Source organism: Neisseria sicca (assembly GCF_003044565.1).
Taxonomy (GTDB): Bacteria; Pseudomonadota; Gammaproteobacteria; order Burkholderiales; family Neisseriaceae; genus Neisseria; species Neisseria sicca_A.
Genome location: NZ_POXG01000001.1, coordinates 43,630 through 64,791 on the forward strand (window position 1 = coordinate 43,630; position 21,162 = coordinate 64,791).

Consider the following 21,162-nt stretch of genomic DNA (forward strand, 5'->3'; position numbering starts at 1 on the left):
AATGGTCTGTTCTTTTTAGCAAATCTTTAGCCGATGATATTGGATGGGCCCAACCATAGTTCTTGGTTGCTCTCAAATTTGGCAAATACAATATTACTGAATGTTCCTGCTGCATGATAAGCAAGAGTTTTGTCCACTGAATCGAAGATGAGATAAGAACTGTCGTAGTTGTGGTAAGAGTGAGTATAAGAGCTGTAAAACAGCATCTCTGACCAACTCAAATTTTCGCTGCCGCCACTCAACAGCGGACGTATAGCAGATAGGTCGAGTTTGTCCATATTAGGGTCAAAGTCGAGTACACGATCTATGCTTCCATCATGGATATCTGATGGGGTAAAGGCGATGGTGTCTCTGCCTGCACCTGTGATGATGGTGTTACTACCTGTTCCTCCTGCAAGATAGTCATCGCCGTTTCCACCGTTGAGGTAATCATGTCCATTGCCACCTAATAGTCTGTCATTACCATCTCCACCGTTGAGGTGGTCATTTCCATTGCCGCCTGACAGTGTGTCGTTGCCGCTCATGCCGTACAGGAAATCATTGCCGTTATGACCGCTCAAATGATTATGACCGTCGTTGCCTGTCAGGACATTGTCACCATGGTTGCCAATACCGTTGATGTTGCTGCTGCCTGTCAAAGTCAGGTTTTCAACATTTGCTGAGACGGTGTAGGAAACGCTACTGTAAACGGTATCGGTACCTTCTCCCGGTTGCTCGATAACTTTGTCATTTACATTGTCCACATGATAGACATCATTTCCGTCCCCACCGCTCATGCGGTCTGTATCGGTGCCGCCGTATAAAATATCGTTACCGTTTCCACCATCAAGTACGTCGTGGTCTCGATCACCATATAAAATGTCATCTCCGCTACCTCCGTAAAGAGAGTCGTTATCATCACCACCGATCAGAAGGTCGTCACCATCCATGCCGTAGAGCTTGTCTGCCCCCCAACCACCGTCCAAGAGGTTGTTGCCGCTGTTGCCTATCAGGGTGTTGTTGAAAAAGTTACCGAAGCCGTTGAGGTTGCCATTGCCTGTCAGTATCAAGCTTTCAACTGCAGAGCCGTGTTTTATCTCGTAGGAAACGCTACTGTAAATGGTATCGTTACCTTCTCCAGCCCGTTCGGAAACGATATCGGCCACATTATCTACATAGTAAATGTCATCCCCATCTTCGCCGCTCATACCGTCTACGCCACTGCCACCGTCTAAAGTGTCATCGCCATCTCCGCCCCAGAGATTGTCGCTGCCATCTCCGCCCTCGAGCCAGTCGTTACCATATTCGCCATAGAGCCAGTCATTGTCTTTACCGCCCTCGATCCGGTCGTTGTTATTTCCACCATAGAGCCAGTCCGTTTCTCCACCTCCTTGTAGAACGTCATCTCCATCACCTCCGTAAAGATGGTCGATACCATCATCGCCCATCAGCTGGTCGTCACCGGCCATACCGTAGAGATAGTCACTTCCACGACCACCGCTCAAGCGGTTGTTGCCGCTATTTCCCGTCAGTGTGTTATCAGAGTCGTTGCCAAATCCAGAGGTGTCGCTGTCGCCTGTCAGTGTTAATTTTTCGACGTTGGCTGGGGCAGTGTAGGAAACGCTACTGTAAATGGTATCGGTACCTTCTCCACTATATTCGATAACTGTATCGTTTACATTATCTACATAGTAACTATCATTTCCGTGTCTGCCGCTCATGCTGTCTGCGCCACTACCGCCGTATAATTTGTCATCGCCGTGTCCGCCATCGAGCAGGTCGTCATCTTCGTCGCCTTGTAGAAAGTCATCTCCGTTACCTCCGTAAAGATAGTCGCGATCATTGCCGCCTATCAGTTGGTCGTTGCTGTCCATACCGTAGAGCTTGTCACTTCCGTTACCGCCGCTCAAGCGGTTGTTGCCTTTGTTGCCTGTCAGAATATTGTTGGAGTTGTTGCCAAATCCAAAGGTGTTGCCGTCGCCTTCCAGTGTCAGGTTTTCGACGTGGTTTGGTAAGGCAAAGTTTGTACTGGCATAAACCGTATCGGTGCCTTCATGTGCATATTCAACAATGGTGTCGCCTGCGTTCTTACTGTAATAAATATCGTTGCCCAAGCCGCCGTAAAATGTGGTATGCCCGAGACTGCCATGTAAAACGTCATTACGGGGCGTTCCTTTAAGGACGACGGGTTTATTATTTGCTGCGTTGCTGGGTAAAGAGTGCAATGTATTGGCCATGATGGCTTTCCTTGAGAACAAGTTGCTGGGGAAAATAAATAACGCTATCTATTTGACATTAAAAGATTTTTTCTTTTTTTGGTACGATGTTGATTGTATTGGGGAATAAAATACTGGGAAAGATATAATAAATTATATTATTGTTTTGTTTATTAATTTAAAATAAGAAATGATATTTAATAGTATTCTGATGTTGATGAGTGAAAAACGAAAAGGTCGTCTGAAAATCGGTTTTCAGACGACCTTTTGTCGTTATCTGTAACGAATTGTGCTTTATGTAGTTTCACAGCAAAAGCAATTGCAAAAATATACTGGGATTGTTTCTGTATGTCTTGTCAGGAAAAGAAAGAATAATGCTAAATTTCTAGAAAACGGTTAGGTTGATGCAAACGAGCGAATACGTTGAATTTTAGATATAAAAATTCAGACGACCTTGGGGGTGTCTCAAAGGTCATCTGAAAATACAAATTCTGCTATAAACCGCAAGTTTTCGGCTTATTCGCCAGAATATTGATAACTTTACGTTCAGGTTTGGACGGGGTGATTTTGATTTCACTCTCGTCTTCTTCGCTGCCGTCGGAGTAGCGTTCGGGCATTTTTTCGCTGTCAAATGCCAAGTCGCCGCCGTGTTTCAAGGTTTGACCGCGCTCCAAACCGACGAAATCGAAAAGTTCGGGGTCGGCAAGATGGGAAGGAACGACGTTTTGTAGGGCGGAGAACATCGATTCAATGCGGCCGGGGAAACGTTTGTCCCAATCTCGCAGCATATCGCCGATGACTTGGCGTTGCAGGTTGGGCTGAGAGCCGCAGAGGTTGCACGGGATGATTGGGAACTGCTTCAGTTCGGCGTATTTAATTAAATCTTTTTCTTTCACATACGCCAGCGGGCGGATGACGATGTGTTCGCCGTTGTCGCTCACCAATTTAGGCGGCATGGCTTTGAGTTTGCCGCCGTAAAACATATTCAGGAACATGGTGGCGAGGATGTCGTCGCGGTGGTGTCCCAAGGCGATTTTGGTGCAGCCCAATTCTTTTGCGGTGCGGTAGAGGATGCCGCGGCGCAGGCGGCTGCACAGCGAACAAGTCGTTTTGCCTTCGTCCAACACGCGTTTGACGGTGGAGTAGGTATCTTCTTCGACGATTTTATACGGTACACCTATGCTTTCAAGATAGGTCGGTAATACTTCTTCGGGGAAGCCCGGCTGTTTTTGGTCGAGATTGACGGCAACCAGCTCAAAATCAATCGGCGCACTGGCTTGGAGTTGGCGCAGGATGTCTAAGAGGGCGTAGCTGTCTTTGCCACCGGAGAGGCAGACCATGATTTTGTCGCCCGGCTCTATCATGTTGAAATCGTTAATCGCATCGCCGACGGCATGGCGCAGGCGTTTGTTGAGTTTGTTGTTCTCTAATTCTTGTTTGGTTTTTTTGGACATGGCGGTTTGTGCTTTGAAATAAGGAAAAATTTAAGGGCGGTATTGTACCGCAAAAAGCGTTTGGAAACTGCATATTAGAAAAAGAATAGGGGGCGGATTTAGATTTGAAGCACAATATTTTTCTCAAGAGAAAGATTTGTATCTAGGAAGGTTTTTTCTATTGTGTTGAGAGTGGGATGTTTGTATCAGGATAGGGTGGATGAATTGATAAAGCAGGAGGATGATGACAATGAGTACGATGCCGTTTTTGAATGAGAGAAGCCGGCTTCTGTGGCACACAGAAGCCTGCTTGTACGAAACGTCTGAAAGTTATTTATAGAGACCTAAAATTTGGGAATCACTCTTTTTCAGACGACCTTTTATTCCCATCAGGGCAATTAACGGCTGCGTTCGATAAAACGGTAATAGGTTTCGCCGTCTTGGACGTAACCCAATTCCACACGGGCAATTTCAGAAATCGCTTCTTGACCGTTCGCCAAATCATCGACTTCCGCAGCAAGGAACTGGTTGCGCAAAGTGAGCGTCTGGTTTTTCTCCTCCTGCACGGAAAGTTGTTCCTGCAATTCTTCCGTATGCCCGATACTGCCTTTTCCGAACCAAAGGCTGTATTGGCAGTAAGCGAGTGCGATGGATAAAACAACAGTTACCCACTTCATACATCAATACCTTTTCTTATTTGCCCAGTTGATAGAATGCGGCTTTGCCGGGGTAGTAGGCAGCTTCTGCCAATTCTTCCTCGATGCGCAGCAGTTGGTTGTATTTCGCCATGCGGTCGGAGCGGCTCAATGAACCGGTTTTGATCTGCATACAGTTGGTAGCGACTGCCAAGTCGGCGATGGTACTGTCTTCGGTTTCGCCGGAACGGTGGCTCATTACGCTGGCGTAACGGCTGCGTTTTGCCAAGTCAACCGCTTGCAAGGTTTCGCTCAAAGTACCGATTTGGTTGACTTTGACCAGCAATGCGTTTGCCACGCCTTTTTCGATGCCTTGGGCAAGGATTTTCGGATTGGTTACGAACAAGTCGTCGCCGACCAGTTGTACTTTGCTGCCGAGTTTTTCGGTAAGGAGTTTCCAGCCTTCCCAGTCGTTTTCATCCATACCGTCTTCGATGGAGATAATCGGGAATTCGTTAACCAGGCCTTCAAGGTATTCGGCAAATTCTGCGCTGGTGTAAGAACGGCCTTCGGCTTCCAAGTGGTATTTGCCGTCTTTGTAGAACTCGCTGGATGCGCAGTCCAAAGCAAACAATACGTCATCGCCCGCTTTGTAGCCGGCGGCCTCGGTTGCTTCAACCATCAGTTGCAGGGCTTCTTTGTGGCTGTTCAGGTTAGGTGCGAAACCGCCTTCATCGCCGACAGTAGTCGGGAAACCTTTACCGTCGCACAGTTTTTTCAGCGCGTGGAAAATTTCGGCACCGCAGCGCAGGGCTTCGCGGAAAGATTTCGCGCCGACAGGCATAATCATAAATTCTTGAATGTTCAAGCTGTTATTGGCATGTTCGCCACCGTTGATAACGTTCATCATCGGAACAGGCAAAGCCATAGGACCGGCACCGCCTAAGTAACGGTAAAGCGGCAGGCCTGAATCTTCGGCAGCTGCGCGGGCAACAGCCATAGAAACCGCCAAAGTAGCGTTCGCACCCAAATTGCCTTTGTTTTCAGTGCCGTCCAGCTCGATCATGATTTTGTCGATGTAGGATTGTTCGTTAGCGTCGATACCGATCAGGGCTTGGGCAATTTGGTTGTTGACGTGTTCGACTGCTTTCAATACGCCTTTACCCAAGTAACGGGATTTGTCGCCGTCACGAAGTTCCAAAGCTTCTTTTTGACCGGTAGATGCACCGCTCGGTACAGCGGCACGGCCCATTACGCCGGACTCCAGCAATACATCGCATTCTACGGTAGGGTTGCCGCGTGAATCCAAAATCTCGCGAGCAAAAATATCAACGATTGCGCTCATGAATATTCTCCAAATGAGGATAAAAAAGAAAAAGTAGCTTTGTTACATTTCAGACGACCTATGATCGCCGCTGAAAACATATCAATACCGATTATAACGATAGCGATACCAGAATCGCGATGAAACCGACTGTAAGTTTGTTTCACGTCAACATCAGTTTGCACAAAAAGCCAGATACGCCTAAACAGCCCCGCATTTTAACAGTTTTTGAGATTTTAGGGCAGGGAGGCTTGCTGCAAATGCTTTGTTTTAGGTGGAAAGGTCGTCTGAAAATATCTTAAGTAAGCTAATTGTTTTTGAATATGGACAGGTCATATGGTTTTTTATAAAATTCAGACATCATTTTTAAAAAGGTTACCGTATGAAGAAAATATTTTTAGGCGCTTTCATTGCATCAGTGTATATGCCTATTGCACTGGCTGATACCTGCGAAGCACCAAAATTGACCGGTAGAGAAGGTTACAGCACGGTTTTTTGTCTTAATGAAGAAGGCTTGTCTAGGGTTGTGAAGCCGGGTAACAAGAAGAACCCTTTTTTGCATGGCTTTGTTAATCGACAAGGGAAGGTTGTTGTTCCACTTAAGTATTATGATGCCTATGATTTTTCTGAAGGATTGGCAGCAGTATGTAAAACCGTAGGAAAATCAGATCAAATTTTATGCGGTTATATCAATGCCAGTGGTAAAGAAGTTATTCCTTTAAAATTCGAATACATGCCTGGTGATTTTTCACAAGGCATTGCCCCTGTCAAACAAAAAGGCAAATGGGGCTTTATCGATAAAAAGGGTAAAGTTGTCATCCCATTTCAATATGTTAAAGCCGATCCATTCAGTGAAGGACTCGCTGCGGTCGCTACTGTTGATACAAATAAATATGGCTATATCAATACAAAAGGTGAGATGGTTATTCCACCAAAATATGAAGAAGCTTTTTATTTTAATGAAGGCTTAGCTGCTGTTAAGATTCTTGATAAATGGGGTTATATCGATAAAAGAAATCAGTGGGTAATTCCTGCGCGATATAAAAGTGCTTATAATTTTGAGGATGGTATGGCAAGGGTTTCACAAAATGATAAATACGGTTATATCGATAAAAAGGGAAAGGTAGTTATCCCTTTTAAATATACGTATCTAGGTTCATTAAGTGAAGGTTTGATTGGTGCAGAATTAAACGGCAAATTCGGCTATTTAGATAGAACCGGCAAAGTAATCATACCGTTCAAATTTGGTACTTTCAATAATTTCCAAAATGGTGTGGCTCTTGTTAATATGAAAAATATATTTAAAGACGAAGATTATAGTGAGGATGAATTTTTTTATATTGATAAGCAAGGCAAGCCAGTTGAAGTGGAATAACAATTTTTGAATGTGATGCAATTAAGGTCGTCTGAAACTTTCAGACGACCTTTGTTCACTTGATCTCAGCGGTGATAGTTTGGTGCTTCTTTAGTAATCTGAACGTCGTGAACATGTGATTCGCTCATGCCCGCAGAGGTGATTTCTACAAATTCCGCTTTCTCGTGCATTTCTGCGATATTGGCGCAGCCCAAATAGCCCATGCTGGAACGCAGACCGCCGGTCAGTTGGTGAATGATGTTCACAATCGGGCCTTTGTAGGGAACACGGCCTTCGATACCTTCGGGGACGTATTTGTCGGTGCTGTCGGTTTTGTCTTGGAAGTAGCGGTCGGCGGAGCCTTGGCTCATTGCACCCAGAGAACCCATGCCGCGGTAGGATTTGTACGAGCGGCCTTGGTAGAGTTCGATTTCGCCCGGTGCTTCTTCCGTACCGGCAAACATACCGCCGAGCATGACGCTGTATGCGCCCGCTGCCAAGGCTTTGGCGATGTCGCCGGAGAAGCGGATGCCGCCGTCGGCAATCAGTGGAACGCCTGTGCCTTTGAGGGCTTCGGCAACATTGTGAATGGCGGTCAGTTGCGGCACGCCTACGCCTGCAACGATACGGGTGGTGCAAATCGAACCCGGACCGATACCGACTTTGACGGCATCTGCACCTGCTGCGACCAAATCCAAAGCGGCTTTGGCGGTTGCGATATTACCGCCGATGACTTGAATGTGCGGATAGGTTTCTTTCACCCATTTCACGCGTTCGATAACGCCTTGGCTATGACCATGTGCAGTATCGACGACGATGACATCGACTCCTGCTCCAACCAATGCTTTTACGCGCTCTTCAGTGTCACCGCCAGTGCCGACTGCCGCGCCTACACGCAAACGGCCTTCGGAGTCTTTGTTGGCGTTTGGAAACTCGGTGGTTTTCAAAATATCTTTTACGGTAATCAAGCCTTTAAGCTCGTCTTTTTCGTTCAAGACCAAAACGCGCTCAACTTTATGTTCGTGCATCAGTTCGCGCGCTTCGTCGATGCTTGTGCCTTCGGGGACAGTAACCAAACGTTCGCGCGGGGTCATGATGGCGGAAACGGGCAGGTCGAGGCGGTTTTCAAAACGCAGGTCGCGGTTGGTAACGATACCTACTACTTTGCCGTTTTCAACGACGGGCAGGCCGGACATTTTGCGTTTGCGTTGCGCGCGCATTTCCAATACTTCGCGGATGAGCGTCGTCGGGGCAACCGTTACCGGGTCTTTTACCACGCCGCTTTCATGGCGTTTCACTTTGGAAACGGCACGCGCCTGCATTTCGGGCGTCATGTTTTTATGGATAATGCCGATACCACCTTCCTGCGCCATGGAAATGGCGAGGCGTGCTTCGGTAACGGTGTCCATCGCGGCGGAAAGTAAGGGGAGGTTGAGCGTGATTTCGCGGGTGAGCTTGGTTTGAAGTTTAACGTCTCGTGGCAGCACGGTTGAATGTGCAGGAACCAACAAAACATCGTCGAAAGTATAGGCTTTTTCTACGATACGCATGATGCTCAGTCTTTCAGTTTGTGCAAGATGCACGGCATTATAACACCCGCTAAGATTTGTTGACAGCGGATTGTTTGCAATTTGAGATTATTTTTTTACGACACCATTGCAACGCATATTTTTGAATTAATATGACATATTTTTGAAAATCAAGTAGAATAGGGTCGTCTGAAAACACGTTTACGATGAAAACAATATGAAAAAATCATCTTTATCCTTATTTTTGGTGGGCGTTTTGTATGCTGCCGGAGCAGTGGCCGGAAATAACGTTTATACATGGAAAAGCGGCAGTGGCAGCACCAGCTACTCCGATACCCCTAACCGCTTGCAGCCGGAACGTTCGAATATTGTGAATATTCGCACTCGTAATGTGACGCCTGCGGTTGCCAAACCAGAAAATGCCCAAGAAGGGACACTGTCAGAACAGCAAGCCAAGCTGAACGAGAAAATTTTGGCGCAGAATAAGCAGGTTGAGGAGCAGAATAAGAAGGTTGAAGAAGCAAACCGCCAAAATAAGGAAGACAATTGTCGGATTGCCCGTGTAAACCGTCAGTTTGCGGAAAGTGCGCGTACAGCCAATCGTGATGATTTGATTAAGCAATATCAGGGTGATATTAATAAATATTGCAATTGATTGTATCAAAAGAAAAATAAGGCATATGGTTGTAACCGTATGCCTTATTTTTTAGCTTTCTCTAGTATGGCTGTTCAATGGACAGGGTTAATCTATCGGTAATGGTGTATTGGCAAAATATCGGGTTCAGTTGTGATTTTGCTGCGTCATGTATTCCAAGGCGTGTTGTGCAAGCGTATTGCCTTGGGCGGCGGCTTTTTCAAACCAAGATTTTGCTTGGGTAACATTTTGGGTTACCCCTTGTCCGTTTTCGTATAAAACGCCCAAGTTGTTTTGAGCATTCGCGTTCCCTTGTTCTGCTGCTTTGTTATACCAATATTTCGCTTTGGGATAATTTTGGGTAACGCCTTGTCCCTCGGCAAACATGATGCCTAAATTATATTGCGCTTTAGCATTACCTTTCTTGGCAGCTTTTTCAAACCATGACTTGGCAAGCTTATAGTCTTGAGCTACACCTTCACCCGAGTAATACATCAAACCCAAGTAAAATTGTGCGCTGTCTTCTCCTTGGTCCGCTGCTTTGTGAAACCAAGTTTTTGCCTGTATATAATCTTGTGGGATGCCTATACCGGCATAGTGCAGAATACCTAAATTAAACGCTGCTGCTGCATTGCCTTGTTCGGCTGCCTTTTCCCACCAAAATTTGGCTTGACGATAGTCTTGTGCCGTTCCTTCACCTTCGTAATAAACGATTCCAAGATTGAATTGTGCTTCGGCGTTGTCGCTGTGTGCTGCTTTTTCAAACCAGTATTTTGCCTGCTCGTAATCCTGTGTCGTACCGATGCCTTTTGCGTACATAGTGCCTAAGTCAAGTTGAGAACGGGTATCTCCCTGTTTCGCCATTTCTTGCATCAATCGGAAGGCTTGGTTTTCATTATTTTGAGAGACATTGTGACGTGGGGTGTAATGTGGTTTTGCCGCATAAGCCTGCATTCCTGAGATGGAAAGCAGGATGGTTAGGATAAGTGTTTTAGACGTAATGTTCATGACTATAAAATATAATTGGTATTAGGAGAGTCGATTATCTATATTAACTTGTCTTAAAAATGAAGTAAATCAAATATGGACGATTTGAACAATATAGGGATGAAAGGTCGTCTGAAATTGCCACAATTCCCCAAATCCCGATAAAATCGTCCTTCATAACCATATTTTTAGGACACGCCGTGCAAGGACTTGATTATTGCCGTCAGAAGGCAGAAGAAAGCCGCTCCAGTTTTTTATCGGGCTTCCGTTTCCTGCCGCAGGAAAAGCGGGATGCGATAACGGTTTTGTATGCTTTTTGCCGCGAATTGGACGATGTGGTCGATGATTGTTCCGATCCGAATGTGGCGCAGGCAACGTTGAACTGGTGGCGCGGCGATTTGGACAAGGTATTCGGCGGCGTGATGCCGGAGCATCCGGTCAATCAGGCTTTGAGGCAGATAAAGGAAACCTTCAAGCTGCCGAAATATGAATTGGAAGCCTTAATCGACGGAATGCAGATGGATTTGGTTCAGGCGCGTTACGGTAGTTTTGAAGAGTTGAAACTGTATTGCCACCGCGTCGCAGGCGTCGTCGGCTGCCTGATTGCGCGGATTTTGGGTTTTTCAGACGACCGAACGCTGGAATACGCCGATAAGATGGGCCTTGCGCTGCAACTGACGAACATTATTCGTGATGTTGGCGAGGATGCGAGAAACGGTCGGATTTACCTGCCGATGGAGGAAATGCGGCGGTTTGACGTACCTGCAAGCGTGATCATGCAATGTAAGCCGACGGATAACTTTGCCAAACTGATGCGTTTTCAAGTTTCACGCGCCCGCGAGACTTATCGCGAGGCGATGTCGCTCTTGCCCGCCGCCGATAAAAAATCCCAAAAAGTCGGGTTGGTGATGGCGGCGATTTATTACGCGCTGCTGAACGAAATCGATCTCGACGGCGCGCAAAACGTCTTGACTTATAAAATTGCCATTCCTTCGCCACGAAAAAAGCGTATTGCCCTGAAAACCTGGTTATTCGGATTTAAGCCATGAATACTCCGCATCTTCGCCCGAAAATTGCCGTCGTCGGCGCAGGTTGGGCAGGTTTGTCTGCCGCAATATCGTTAGCGCGCCGTGCCGATGTTACTGTGTTTGAAGCCGGTCGGCAGGCTGGTGGTAGGGCGCGTACTTTGGCTGGAAATACCGACGGATTCAGTTTTTTGGACAATGGGCAGCATATTTTGCTCGGCGCGTATCGCGGCGTATTGGCGCTGATGGAACACATCGGTGCCGACCCTGAAGCCGCGTTCTGCCGTTTGCCCCTGCAATGGCATATGTATGAAGGTTTGCAGTTTCAAGGTACCAATCTTCCTTCGCCGCTGCATATTTTGACCGGCATATTGCGTGCTAAAAATATTTCGTTTTCGCTGAAAATCAGGTTGTTATCCGATATGGGGGCGTTGCAGCGTTACGCACGCGGCAAGCACGCTGATTTGGCTGTTGCTCAATGGCTGCGGCAGCACAATGTTCCACGCAGGCTGGTTGCAGAGTTTTGGCAGCCGCTGGTGTGGGGCACGCTCAATACGCCGTTGGAACACGCAAGTTTGCGGGTATTATGCAATGTTTTGTCCGACGGCGTATGGGCGGATAAATCCGGTAGCGACTACCTTTTACCCAAGCGCGATTTAGGTGCAATTATCGCCGAGCCTGCGTTGGCAAAACTCAAGCAATTCGGGGCGGACATCTTTCTTGAAACCCGAGTAGGTCGTCTGAAAAACCTTCCTGACGGACGCGTTGTTGTGAATGATGAGGCTTTTGATGCCGTTATTGTTGCGACTGCGCCGTATCATGCCGTCCATCTTTTTCCTGAAGATACTCCGGACTATATTCAGACGACCTATCAAAATCTCCAATACCACTCAATCACCACCGTCTATCTTCGCTATGCCGTTCCCGTCCATCTGCCCGCGCCGCTGACCGGATTTGCCGATGGTACGGCTCAATGGCTGGTGTATCGCGGCGCACTCGGTTTGCCGACAAACGAAGTCGCTGCCGTCATCAGCGTTTCCGATCATGTTGGCGCGTTCAAAAGCCAAGAATGGGCGGAGAAAGTCCATGCCGACGTAAAACGGATCTGCACTTATTTGGACGAACCCGAAGCCGTCCGCGTTATTACCGAAAAACGCGCGACCACAGCCTGTACGCCAGATACCGCACCTCCCGATTTTGCTTGGCTGCACCAGCGGAATATCTATCCCGCAGGCGACTACCTGCATCCGCGCTATCCGGCTACGTTGGAAGCTGCGGTGCAGTCGGGTTTGGCGGCGGCGGAAAGATGTTTGGCAGAAATCAATTTGAAACCAAAGGATGGAGATGCACAGTCCTTACTTTGATTGGCCAATTAAAATTTGTCGTGAATGTTACGCAAAAAGGTCGTCTGAAAACGTTTGGCAGATTAAATCTGTGTTTTCAGACGACCTTTGTTGATGGTGGTTGCATGATCTAAACATTTGGGTCCGGCTGCGGATGACACATTGTCTTAATCGGCGCATAATCGACGAATTGACTCAATCTCTGCAACGGCGTTGTTGTCTTCGGTTCAAAAACAATCTGGATAGGAAATGTCTCATGCCATGTCAGGCGAAACCATACGAAACAACGCCATTCATTGACTATACATCAGACTTAAACTGCAAAGGAAACCGAATGCAAAACTACCTGACCCCCAATTTTTCATTTGCCCCCATGATTCCCGAACGCGCCCTCGGCAGCCGTGTCTGGGATATCGAAGGTCGTGAATATATCGACTTGTCGGGCGGTATCGCGGTCAATGCGTTGGGACACTGTCATCCCGATTTGGTTGCCGCGCTGGCAGAGCAGTCGCAAAAATTGTGGCACATTTCTAATATTTACACGACCAAGCCCGCGCAGGAATTGGCGCAAAAGCTGGTAGAGCATACATTCGCCGACAAAGTGTTTTTCTGTAATTCCGGCGCGGAAGCCAACGAAGCCGCGCTGAAACTGGCACGAAAATACGGGCGCGATCATTTTGGCGGACAGAAAACCGAAATCATCTCCTGCCTCAACAGCTTCCACGGCCGTACGCTGTTTACCGTCTCGGTCGGCGGTCAGCCCAAATACAGCAAAGACTACGCGCCGCTGCCGCAAGGCATCACCCACGTTCCGTTCAATGATATTGCCGCATTGGAAGCTGCCATCAACGAAAACACTTGCGCCGTAATCATTGAGCCGATTCAAGGCGAAAGCGGCATCCTGCCTGCCACGCAGGAATATCTGCAAGCTGCGCGCCGTTTGTGCGACGAACACGGCGCATTGCTGATTTTAGACGAAGTGCAAACCGGTATGGGGCATACGGGTAAACTGTTCGCCTACGAACATTACGGCATTACGCCCGATATTCTCAGTTCCGCCAAAGCATTAGGTGGCGGCTTCCCCATCGGCGCGATTCTGACCACTGACAAAATCGCTCCGACCTTCGGGTCGGGGACGCACGGTTCTACGTTCGGCGGCAATCCGATGGCGTGTGCTGTCGGCAGTCGCGCGTTCGACATTATTAATGCACCTGAAACCTTGGCACATGTTGAAAAACAAGGACAAAAATTTCAGACGACCTTGCGGGAATTGGGCGAAAAAACCGGCGTGTTTAAAGAAGTACGCGGTATGGGGCTGCTCATCGGCTGCGTGCTGGCGGACAAATACAAAGGCCGCGCTTCAGAAATTACCGCCGCTGCATTGAAACATGGCTTGATGGTATTGGTTGCCGGAGTCGACGTCGTGCGCTTCGCTCCCAGCCTACTGTTAAATGATGAAGATATGGCGGAAGGTCTGAAACGCTTAGAAGCTGCATTGACAGAATGGCTCGTCTGAAACTAATTGATTTTATTTAACTGTTAACAAATTTGATGAGGTATTTCTATTCGGTTGGCAATGGATAATGTGCTTATTTGTTGTTTTTAGAAAATAATTTAATGATAAATTTTCGTTTTTATTTAAATTCGAGCAAAAATCAATCAAATCCATATATCAATTGTTCAGAATAAAACCGATGTTATAAATTGCAATTTGCCAGTTATTCCAATTACTGATACGATTTGCAGCGAAATAAATTCAAATAAATGACTCATTGCGCCCATTGTTTTCAATTATGTTTTTAATTGATTGATAATATTAGGGTAATTGTGGTTTTACGTTTGATTTGATTTTAGGAATTTTCGTTTTTGTACATCAATTTTCGCAAACGAAAGCATTAGGGGTATAACCCTCCGTCATTGAATAACACTCAACATAAGGATAGATACTATGTCCACCCAATTACACGATGTTGACCCGATTGAAACCCAAGAGTGGTTGGATGCGTTAAGCTCAGTTCTCGAATACGAAGGCAGCGAACGCGCGCAATATCTGTTGGAACATCTGGTTAAATACAGCCGCGACAAAGGCGTTCGTATGCCTCACGGCACAACCACTCCGTATTTGAATACCGTTTCGGTTGAAGACGAAAAAGGTATTCCGGGCGACCAAAACATCGAACACCGCATCCGCGCATTTGTGCGCTGGAACGCCGCCGCCATCGTATTGCGCGCCGGTAAAAAAGATTTGGAGCTGGGTGGTCATATCGCATCTTTCCAATCTTCAGCAACCATGTACGAAGTGGGCTTCAACCACTTCTGGAAAGCTAAGGGCGAAGGTGAAGAAGGGGATTTGGTATTCTTCCAAGGCCACATTTCTCCAGGCATCTACGCCCGTGCTTTCGTTGAAGGCCGTCTGACTGAAGACCAGCTGGACAATTTCCGCCAAGAAGTGGACGGAAAAGGTCTGCCTTCTTACCCGCACCCGCACTTGCTGCCTGACTTCTGGCAGTTCCCGACTGTATCCATGGGTTTGGGTCCGATTATGGCGATTTATCAAGCCCGTTTCCTGAAATACTTGGAATCCCGCGGTTTGGCAAAAACCAAAGGCCGTAAAGTATGGGTATTCTGCGGCGACGGCGAAATGGACGAACCTGAATCACAAGGCGCCATCGCCCTTGCTGCACGCGAAGGTTTGGACAACCTGATTTTCGTCATCAACTGTAACCTGCAACGCTTGGACGGTCCTGTTCGCGGTAACGGCAAAATCATCCAAGAATTGGAAGGCAACTTCGCCGGTGCCGGCTGGAATGTTGTTAAAGTCATCTGGGGTCGCCGTTGGGACCGCCTCTTGGCAAAAGACAAAGACGGTATCCTGCGCAAACGCATGGAAGAATGTTTGGACGGCGACTACCAAACTTACAAATCCAAAGATGGCGCGTACGTTCGTGAACACTTCTTCAATACGCCTGAATTGAAAGCATTGGTTGCCGATATGACAGATGAACAAATCTGGGCATTGAACCGCGGCGGTCACGACCCTCAAAAAGTGTACAATGCTTATGATCTCGCAGCTAACCATGCAGATGGCAAACCTACCGTAATTTTGGCGAAAACCATTAAAGGTTATGGTATGGGTGCATCCGGCGAAGGTCAAAACGTTGCCCACCAAGCCAAAAAAATGGACAAAGCATCTCTGAAACAATTCCGAGACCGCTTTGACATTCCTGTTACCGACGAGCAAATCGACAGCGGCGATCTGCCTTACCTGACTTTCGCTCCCGACAGCGAAGAGTACAAATACCTGCACGCCCGCCGCGAAGCCTTGGGCGGTTACCTGCCTCAACGTCATCCGACAAAAGAGGTATTGGAAGTGCCTGAGTTGTCCGCATTCGATGCTCAACTGAAATCCAGCGGTGATCGTGAATTCTCTACCACTATGGCATTTGTCCGCATTCTGTCTACTCTGTTGAAAGACAAAAAAATCGGCAAACGCGTCGTACCTATCGTTCCCGACGAAAGCCGTACCTTCGGTATGGAAGGCATGTTCCGTCAATACGGTATTTGGAACCCGAAAGGTCAACAATACACCCCGCAAGACAAAGACCAACTGATGTTCTACAAAGAATCCGTTGACGGTCAAATCTTGCAAGAAGGTATTAACGAACCAGGCGCAATGGCTGACTGGATCGCAGCTGCAACCAGCTACGCCAACAGCGACTTTGCGATGATTCCGTTCTACATTTACTACTCTATGTTCGGTTTCCAACGTATTGGTGACTTGGCATGGGCTGCCGGCGATATGCACGCACGCGGCTTCCTGCTGGGCGGTACTGCCGGCCGTACGACGCTGAACGGTGAGGGTCTGCAACACGAAGACGGCCACAGCCACGTTCAAGCTGATTTGATCCCGAACTGTGTTTCTTACGATCCGACCTTCCAATATGAAGTAGCCGTTATCGTACAAGACGGTCTGCGCCGTATGTATGCCAACAACGAAGACGTGTTCTACTACATCACCCTGATGAACGAGAACTACGCTCATCCGGATATGCCTGAAGGTGTGGAACAAGACATCCTGAAAGGTATGTACTTGCTGAAAGCCGGTGGCAAAGGCGACAAGAAAGTTCAACTGATGGGCTCTGGTACCATCCTGCAAGAAGTGATTGCCGGTGCCGAATTGTTGAAAGCTGACTTCGGCGTAGAAGCAGACATTTGGTCTTGCCCGTCCTTCAACCTGTTGCACCGCGATGCCATCGAAGCAGAACGTTTCAACCGCCTGCATCCGCTGGAAGCTGAAAAAGTGCCTTTCGTTACTTCACAACTGCAAGGTCATGACGGTCCGGTTATCGCCGCTACTGACTATATCCGCAGCTATGCCGACCGTATCCGCGCGTACATCCCGAACGACTACCATGTCTTGGGTACCGATGGTTTCGGCCGCTCCGACAGCCGTGCCAACCTGCGCCGCTTCTTCGAAGTGGACCGCTACAACGTTGCCGTGGCAGCATTGAGCGCATTGGCAGAACAAGGCAAAGTCAGCAAAGAAACCGTTCAGCAAGCCATCGAAAAATACGGCATCAATGCCGACGTGGCTCCAAGCTGGAAACGTTAATTCTGTTTTCAGACGACCTCAAAGTAAATTTGCTTGCGGGGTCGTCTGAATCAAGAATACGTTGACGGTTTGCATAACGGATAGACCTTGAGTTACCAAGCAGCGGGCGCAAGTTGTACAAAAGCTTCGAAGCGCAGAAAAGCTGCTCTGGAAATGGTTATCCGTGCCGGAAAACATAAGTGATGTCGTCTGAAACAGTTTTTCAGACGACCTCAAACCGAAATCATCAAAGGAACTCAAATGAGTATCGTAGAAATCAAAGTACCTGATATCGGCGGTCATGAAAACGTCGATATCATCGCAGTAGAAGTCAAAGCGGGCGACACCATCGCCGTTGACGACACCCTGATTACTCTGGAAACCGACAAAGCCACTATGGACGTACCTGCCGATGCAGCAGGCGTAGTCAAAGAAGTGAAAGTCAAAGTCGGTGACAAAATCTCCGAAGGCGGCGTGATTCTGACCGTTGAAACCGGTGCCGCCGCAGCTGAAGCCGCTCCGGCTCCTGCGGCTGAGACACAACCTGCACCAGCCGCTGCACCCGCTGCCGCTCCCGCAGGCGGCGCAACCGTTCAAGTAGCCGTTCCTGATATTGGTGGTCATACTGATGTAGATGTAATTGCCGTTGAAGTCAAAGTTGGCGACACTGTTGCCGAAGACGACACGCTGATTACTTTGGAAACCGACAAAGCGACCATGGACGTACCTTGTACTGCTGCCGGTGTCGTTAAAGCCGTATTCCTGAAAGTCGGCGACAAAGTATCCGAAGGTACTGCCATTATCGAAGTGGAAACCGCCGGTTCTGCCGCTGCTCCCGCTCCTGCTCAAACCGCTGCACCGGCAGCTGCACCCGCTCCGGCTGCCGCGCCTGCCGCAGCTCCGGCTCCTGTTGTCGCTCCTGCACCTGCCGCTGCCAAAATCGACGAAGCCGCTTTCGCCAAAGCACATGCGGGTCCTTCCGCACGCAAACTGGCGCGCGAATTGGGCGTGGATTTGGGTCAAGTCAAAGGTACCGGCTTGAAAGGCCGTATCATGGGCGACGACATTAAAGCATTTGTAAAATCCGTAATGCAAGGCGGTGCGGCGAAACCTGCTGCTGCCGGCGCATCTTTGGGCGGCGGTCTGGACTTGCTGCCGTGGCCTAAAGTGGACTTCTCCAAATTCGGTAATGTCGAAGTTAAAGAATTGTCCCGCATTAAGAAAATTTCCGGTCAAAACCTGTCCCGCAACTGGGTAGTCATCCCGCACGTTACCGTTCACGAAGAAGCGGACATGACCGAGTTGGAAGAATTCCGCAAACAGCTGAACAAAGAATGGGAACGCGAAGGCGTGAAACTGTCTCCATTGGCGTTCATCATCAAAGCCTCCGTTTCCGCGCTGAAAGCCTTCCCTGAATTCAACGCTTCTTTGGACGGCGACAATCTGGTTCTGAAAAACTACTTCAACATCGGTTTCGCAGCCGATACGCCGAACGGCTTGGTTGTTCCCGTTATCAAAGACGTGGATCAAAAAGGTCTGAAAGAAATCAGCCAAGAGCTGACCGAATTGTCTAAGAAAGCCCGCGAAGGCAAGCTCAAACCGCAAGAAATGCAAGGCGCCTGCTTTACCATTTCCAGCTTGGGCGGCATCGGCGGTACAGGCTTCACTCCGATTGTGAACGCACCTGAAGTTGCTATTTTGGGTGTGTGCAAATCCCAAATCAAACCGGTTTGGAACGGTAAAGAGTTCGCTCCGCGCCTGATGTGTCCGTTGAGCCTGTCCTTCGACCACCGCGTCATCGACGGTGCCGCCGGTATGCGCTTTACCGTATTCCTGGCGAACCTGTTGAAAGACTTCCGCCGTATTACCCTGTAATCCGAGCGTATTTCAGACGACCTTCGGCAAACAATCCAACAGGTCGTCTGAAAACAGAAGTCCGAATATCATTCAGAAAGATTAGACATGAGCTTAGTTGAATTGAAAGTGCCCGACATTGGCGGACACGAAAATGTAGATATTATCGCGGTTGAAGTGAACGTAGGCGACACTATCGCCGTTGATGATACCCTGATTACCTTGGAAACCGACAAAGCGACGATGGACGTGCCTGCCGAAGTTGCGGGCGTGGTCAAAGAAGTTAAAGTCAAAGTCGGCGACAAAATCTCCGAAGGCGGTTTGATTGTAGTCGTTGAAGCCGAAGGCGCGGCTGCCGCTCCTAAAGCCGAAGCACCTGCTGCTGCCCCTGCGCAAGAAGCCCCCAAAGCTGCTGCTCCTGCACCGCAAGCGGCGCAATTCGGCGGTTCTGCCGATGCTGAGTACGACGTGGTCGTATTGGGTGGCGGTCCTGGCGGTTACTCCGCTGCATTTGCCGCAGCTGATGAAGGTCTGAAAGTTGCCATTGTCGAGCGTTACAAAACCTTGGGCGGCGTTTGCTTGAACGTTGGTTGTATCCCTTCCAAAGCCTTGTTGCACAACGCTGCCGTTATCGACGAAGTGCGCCACTTGGCTGCCAACGGCATCAAATACCCCGAGCCTGAACTCGATATCGACATGCTGCGCGGCTATAAAGAAGGCGTGGTTTCCCGCCTGACTACCGGTTTGGCAGGCATGGCAAAAGGCCGTAAAGTGGATGTTATCCAAGGCGATGGTCAATTCTTGGATCCGCATCACTTGGAAGTGTCGTTGACTACCGGCGACGTGTACGAGCAAGCTACGCCTACCGGCGAGAAAAAAATCGTTGCGTTCAAAAACTGTATCATCGCAGCGGGCAGCCGCGTAACCAAGTTGCCGTTTATCCCTGAAGATCCGCGCATCATCGATTCCAGCGGCGCTTTGGCTCTGAAAGAAGTACCGGGCAAACTGCTGATTATCGGTGGCGGTATCATCGGCCTCGAAATGGGTACGGTTTACAGCACGCTGGGTTCACGTCTTGACGTCGTTGAAATGATGGACGGCCTGATGCAAGGTGCAGACCGCGATTTGGTAAAAGTATGGCAAAAACAAAACGAATATCGTTTTGACAACATCATGATCAACACCAAAACCGTTGCAGTCGAGCCGAAAGAAGACGGCGTTTACGTTACCTTCGAAGGTGCGAACGCGCCGAAAGAGCCGCAACGCTACGATGCCGTATTGGTTGCCGCTGGTCGTGCGCCTAATGGCAAACTCATCAGCGCCGAAAAAGCAGGTGTTGCCGTAACCGACCGCGGCTTCATCGAAGTCGACAAACAAATGCGTACCAATGTGCCGCACATCTACGCCATCGGCGACATCGTCGGTCAGCCTATGTTGGCACACAAAGCCGTTCACGAAGGTCACGTTGCCGCTGAAAACTGTGCCGGCCACAAAGCCTACTTCGACGCACGCGTGATTCCGGGCGTTGCTTACACTTCTCCTGAAGTGGCTTGGGTTGGCGAAACCGAGTTGTCTGCCAAAGCCTCCGGCCGCAAAATCACCAAAGCCAATTTCCCATGGGCTGCTTCCGGCCGTGCGATTGCCAACGGTTGCGACAATGGTTTCACTAAGCTGATTTTTGATGCCGAAACCGGCCGCATCATCGGCGGCGGTATCGTTGGTCCGAATGGTGGCGATATGATTGGCGAAGTTTGCTTGGCAATCGAAATGGGCTGCGACGCGGCAGATATCGGCAAAACTATCCACCCGCACCCGACCTTGGGCGAATCCATCGGTATGGCCGCCGAAGTGGCGCTGGGTACTTGTACCGACCTGCCTGCTCAAAAGAAAAAATAAGTGTATTCAGTCAGTTGAATTAAACTGCTGACGCTGCATTTATCAGTCAAAGGTCGTCTGAATTTTTCAGACGACCTTTTCGTCAAACAGCATATTGTCAGTGATAGTGATTTCATTAACGATATAGTGGATTAACTTTAAACCAGTACGGCGTTGCCTCGCCTTAGCTCAAAGAGAACGATTCTCTAAGGTGCTGAAGCACCAAGTGAATCGGTTCCGTACTATCTGTACTGTCTGCGGCTTCGTCGCCTTGTCCTGATTTAAAGTTAATCCACTATATAATGAATGAACAAGAATGCGTGTCTAAGCTCCAAGTCAGCCATTTAGTCATGCTTTAAAACAGCAAACAAACGAGTTCGGCA

14 protein-coding genes are annotated in these 21,162 nt (G+C 48.6%); 8 read left to right on the forward strand and 6 right to left on the reverse strand.

Features of this window, described 5'->3' with window-relative positions; translation table 11 throughout:
- Positions 1 to 26 precede the first annotated feature (26 nt).
- The 4 genes from DBZ16_RS00250 to eno form a co-directional block, all read right to left on the reverse strand.
- A complete protein-coding gene (locus tag DBZ16_RS00250) occupies positions 27 to 2,216 on the reverse strand; it encodes a calcium-binding protein (protein ID WP_107812511.1) in 2,190 nt (729 codons plus the stop codon).
- A gap of 473 nt (positions 2,217 to 2,689) precedes the next feature.
- Positions 2,690 to 3,649, reverse strand: coding sequence for a tRNA 2-thiocytidine(32) synthetase TtcA (gene ttcA, locus DBZ16_RS00255; RefSeq protein ID WP_049230729.1), 960 nt, complete (start codon positions 3,647 to 3,649; stop codon positions 2,690 to 2,692).
- Between the two features lie 377 nt (positions 3,650 to 4,026).
- A complete protein-coding gene (gene ftsB, locus DBZ16_RS00260) occupies positions 4,027 to 4,305 on the reverse strand; it encodes a cell division protein FtsB (RefSeq protein ID WP_003743241.1) in 279 nt (92 codons plus the stop codon).
- A 16-nt stretch (positions 4,306 to 4,321) separates the two neighbouring features.
- Positions 4,322 to 5,608 (reverse strand): phosphopyruvate hydratase, encoded by a 1,287-nt coding sequence (gene eno / locus DBZ16_RS00265; protein WP_016687921.1) that lies wholly within the window; start codon positions 5,606 to 5,608, stop codon positions 4,322 to 4,324.
- 361 nt (positions 5,609 to 5,969) lie between these two features.
- Between eno and DBZ16_RS00270 the strand changes: the two genes are divergently transcribed.
- Complete coding sequence (locus tag DBZ16_RS00270) at positions 5,970 to 6,962, forward strand: WG repeat-containing protein (RefSeq protein WP_070512216.1); 993 nt, start codon at positions 5,970 to 5,972, stop codon at positions 6,960 to 6,962.
- Positions 6,963 to 7,027: 65 nt separating this feature from the next.
- Here DBZ16_RS00270 and guaB read toward each other — a convergent pair whose 3' ends face one another.
- The gene (gene guaB / locus DBZ16_RS00275; RefSeq protein ID WP_003756759.1) at positions 7,028 to 8,491 is read right to left on the reverse strand and encodes an IMP dehydrogenase; all 1,464 of its coding nucleotides are present in this window, start codon (positions 8,489 to 8,491) and stop codon (positions 7,028 to 7,030) included.
- 196 nt (positions 8,492 to 8,687) lie between these two features.
- Here guaB and DBZ16_RS00280 point away from each other — a divergent pair, with 196 nt between their 5' ends.
- Positions 8,688 to 9,125: a DUF4124 domain-containing protein gene (locus tag DBZ16_RS00280; RefSeq protein ID WP_107812512.1), complete on the forward strand. Its 438-nt coding sequence runs from the start codon at positions 8,688 to 8,690 to the stop codon at positions 9,123 to 9,125.
- A 126-nt stretch (positions 9,126 to 9,251) separates the two neighbouring features.
- Here DBZ16_RS00280 and DBZ16_RS00285 read toward each other — a convergent pair whose 3' ends face one another.
- Entirely contained in the window at positions 9,252 to 10,112 is an 861-nt protein-coding gene (locus tag DBZ16_RS00285; RefSeq protein ID WP_107812513.1) for a tetratricopeptide repeat protein, read from the reverse strand.
- A 179-nt stretch (positions 10,113 to 10,291) separates the two neighbouring features.
- On the opposite strand from DBZ16_RS00285, the gene hpnD reads away from it, so the two are divergent.
- The 6 genes from hpnD to lpdA all read left to right on the forward strand — a co-directional run bounded on the left by hpnD (position 10,292) and on the right by lpdA (position 20,800).
- The gene (gene hpnD / locus DBZ16_RS00290) at positions 10,292 to 11,140 is read left to right on the forward strand and encodes a presqualene diphosphate synthase HpnD (protein ID WP_107812514.1); all 849 of its coding nucleotides are present in this window, start codon (positions 10,292 to 10,294) and stop codon (positions 11,138 to 11,140) included.
- Complete coding sequence (hpnE, locus tag DBZ16_RS00295) at positions 11,137 to 12,480, forward strand: hydroxysqualene dehydroxylase HpnE (protein ID WP_107812515.1); 1,344 nt, start codon at positions 11,137 to 11,139, stop codon at positions 12,478 to 12,480. Before hpnD ends, hpnE begins: the two co-directional genes overlap by 4 nt.
- A 235-nt stretch (positions 12,481 to 12,715) precedes the next feature.
- On the forward strand, positions 12,716 to 13,975 hold the full coding sequence (locus DBZ16_RS00300; protein ID WP_276308296.1) for an aspartate aminotransferase family protein: 1,260 nt from the start codon (positions 12,716 to 12,718) through the stop codon (positions 13,973 to 13,975).
- A gap of 432 nt (positions 13,976 to 14,407) precedes the next feature.
- Positions 14,408 to 17,071 (forward strand): pyruvate dehydrogenase (acetyl-transferring), homodimeric type, encoded by a 2,664-nt coding sequence (aceE, locus tag DBZ16_RS00305; protein WP_107812517.1) that lies wholly within the window; start codon positions 14,408 to 14,410, stop codon positions 17,069 to 17,071.
- Between the two features lie 240 nt (positions 17,072 to 17,311).
- The gene (gene aceF / locus DBZ16_RS00315) at positions 17,312 to 18,925 is read left to right on the forward strand and encodes a dihydrolipoyllysine-residue acetyltransferase (protein ID WP_107812519.1); all 1,614 of its coding nucleotides are present in this window, start codon (positions 17,312 to 17,314) and stop codon (positions 18,923 to 18,925) included.
- Positions 18,926 to 19,012: 87 nt separating this feature from the next.
- Complete coding sequence (gene lpdA / locus DBZ16_RS00320) at positions 19,013 to 20,800, forward strand: dihydrolipoyl dehydrogenase (RefSeq protein ID WP_107812520.1); 1,788 nt, start codon at positions 19,013 to 19,015, stop codon at positions 20,798 to 20,800.
- The last annotated feature ends 362 nt before the right edge of the window (positions 20,801 to 21,162 follow it).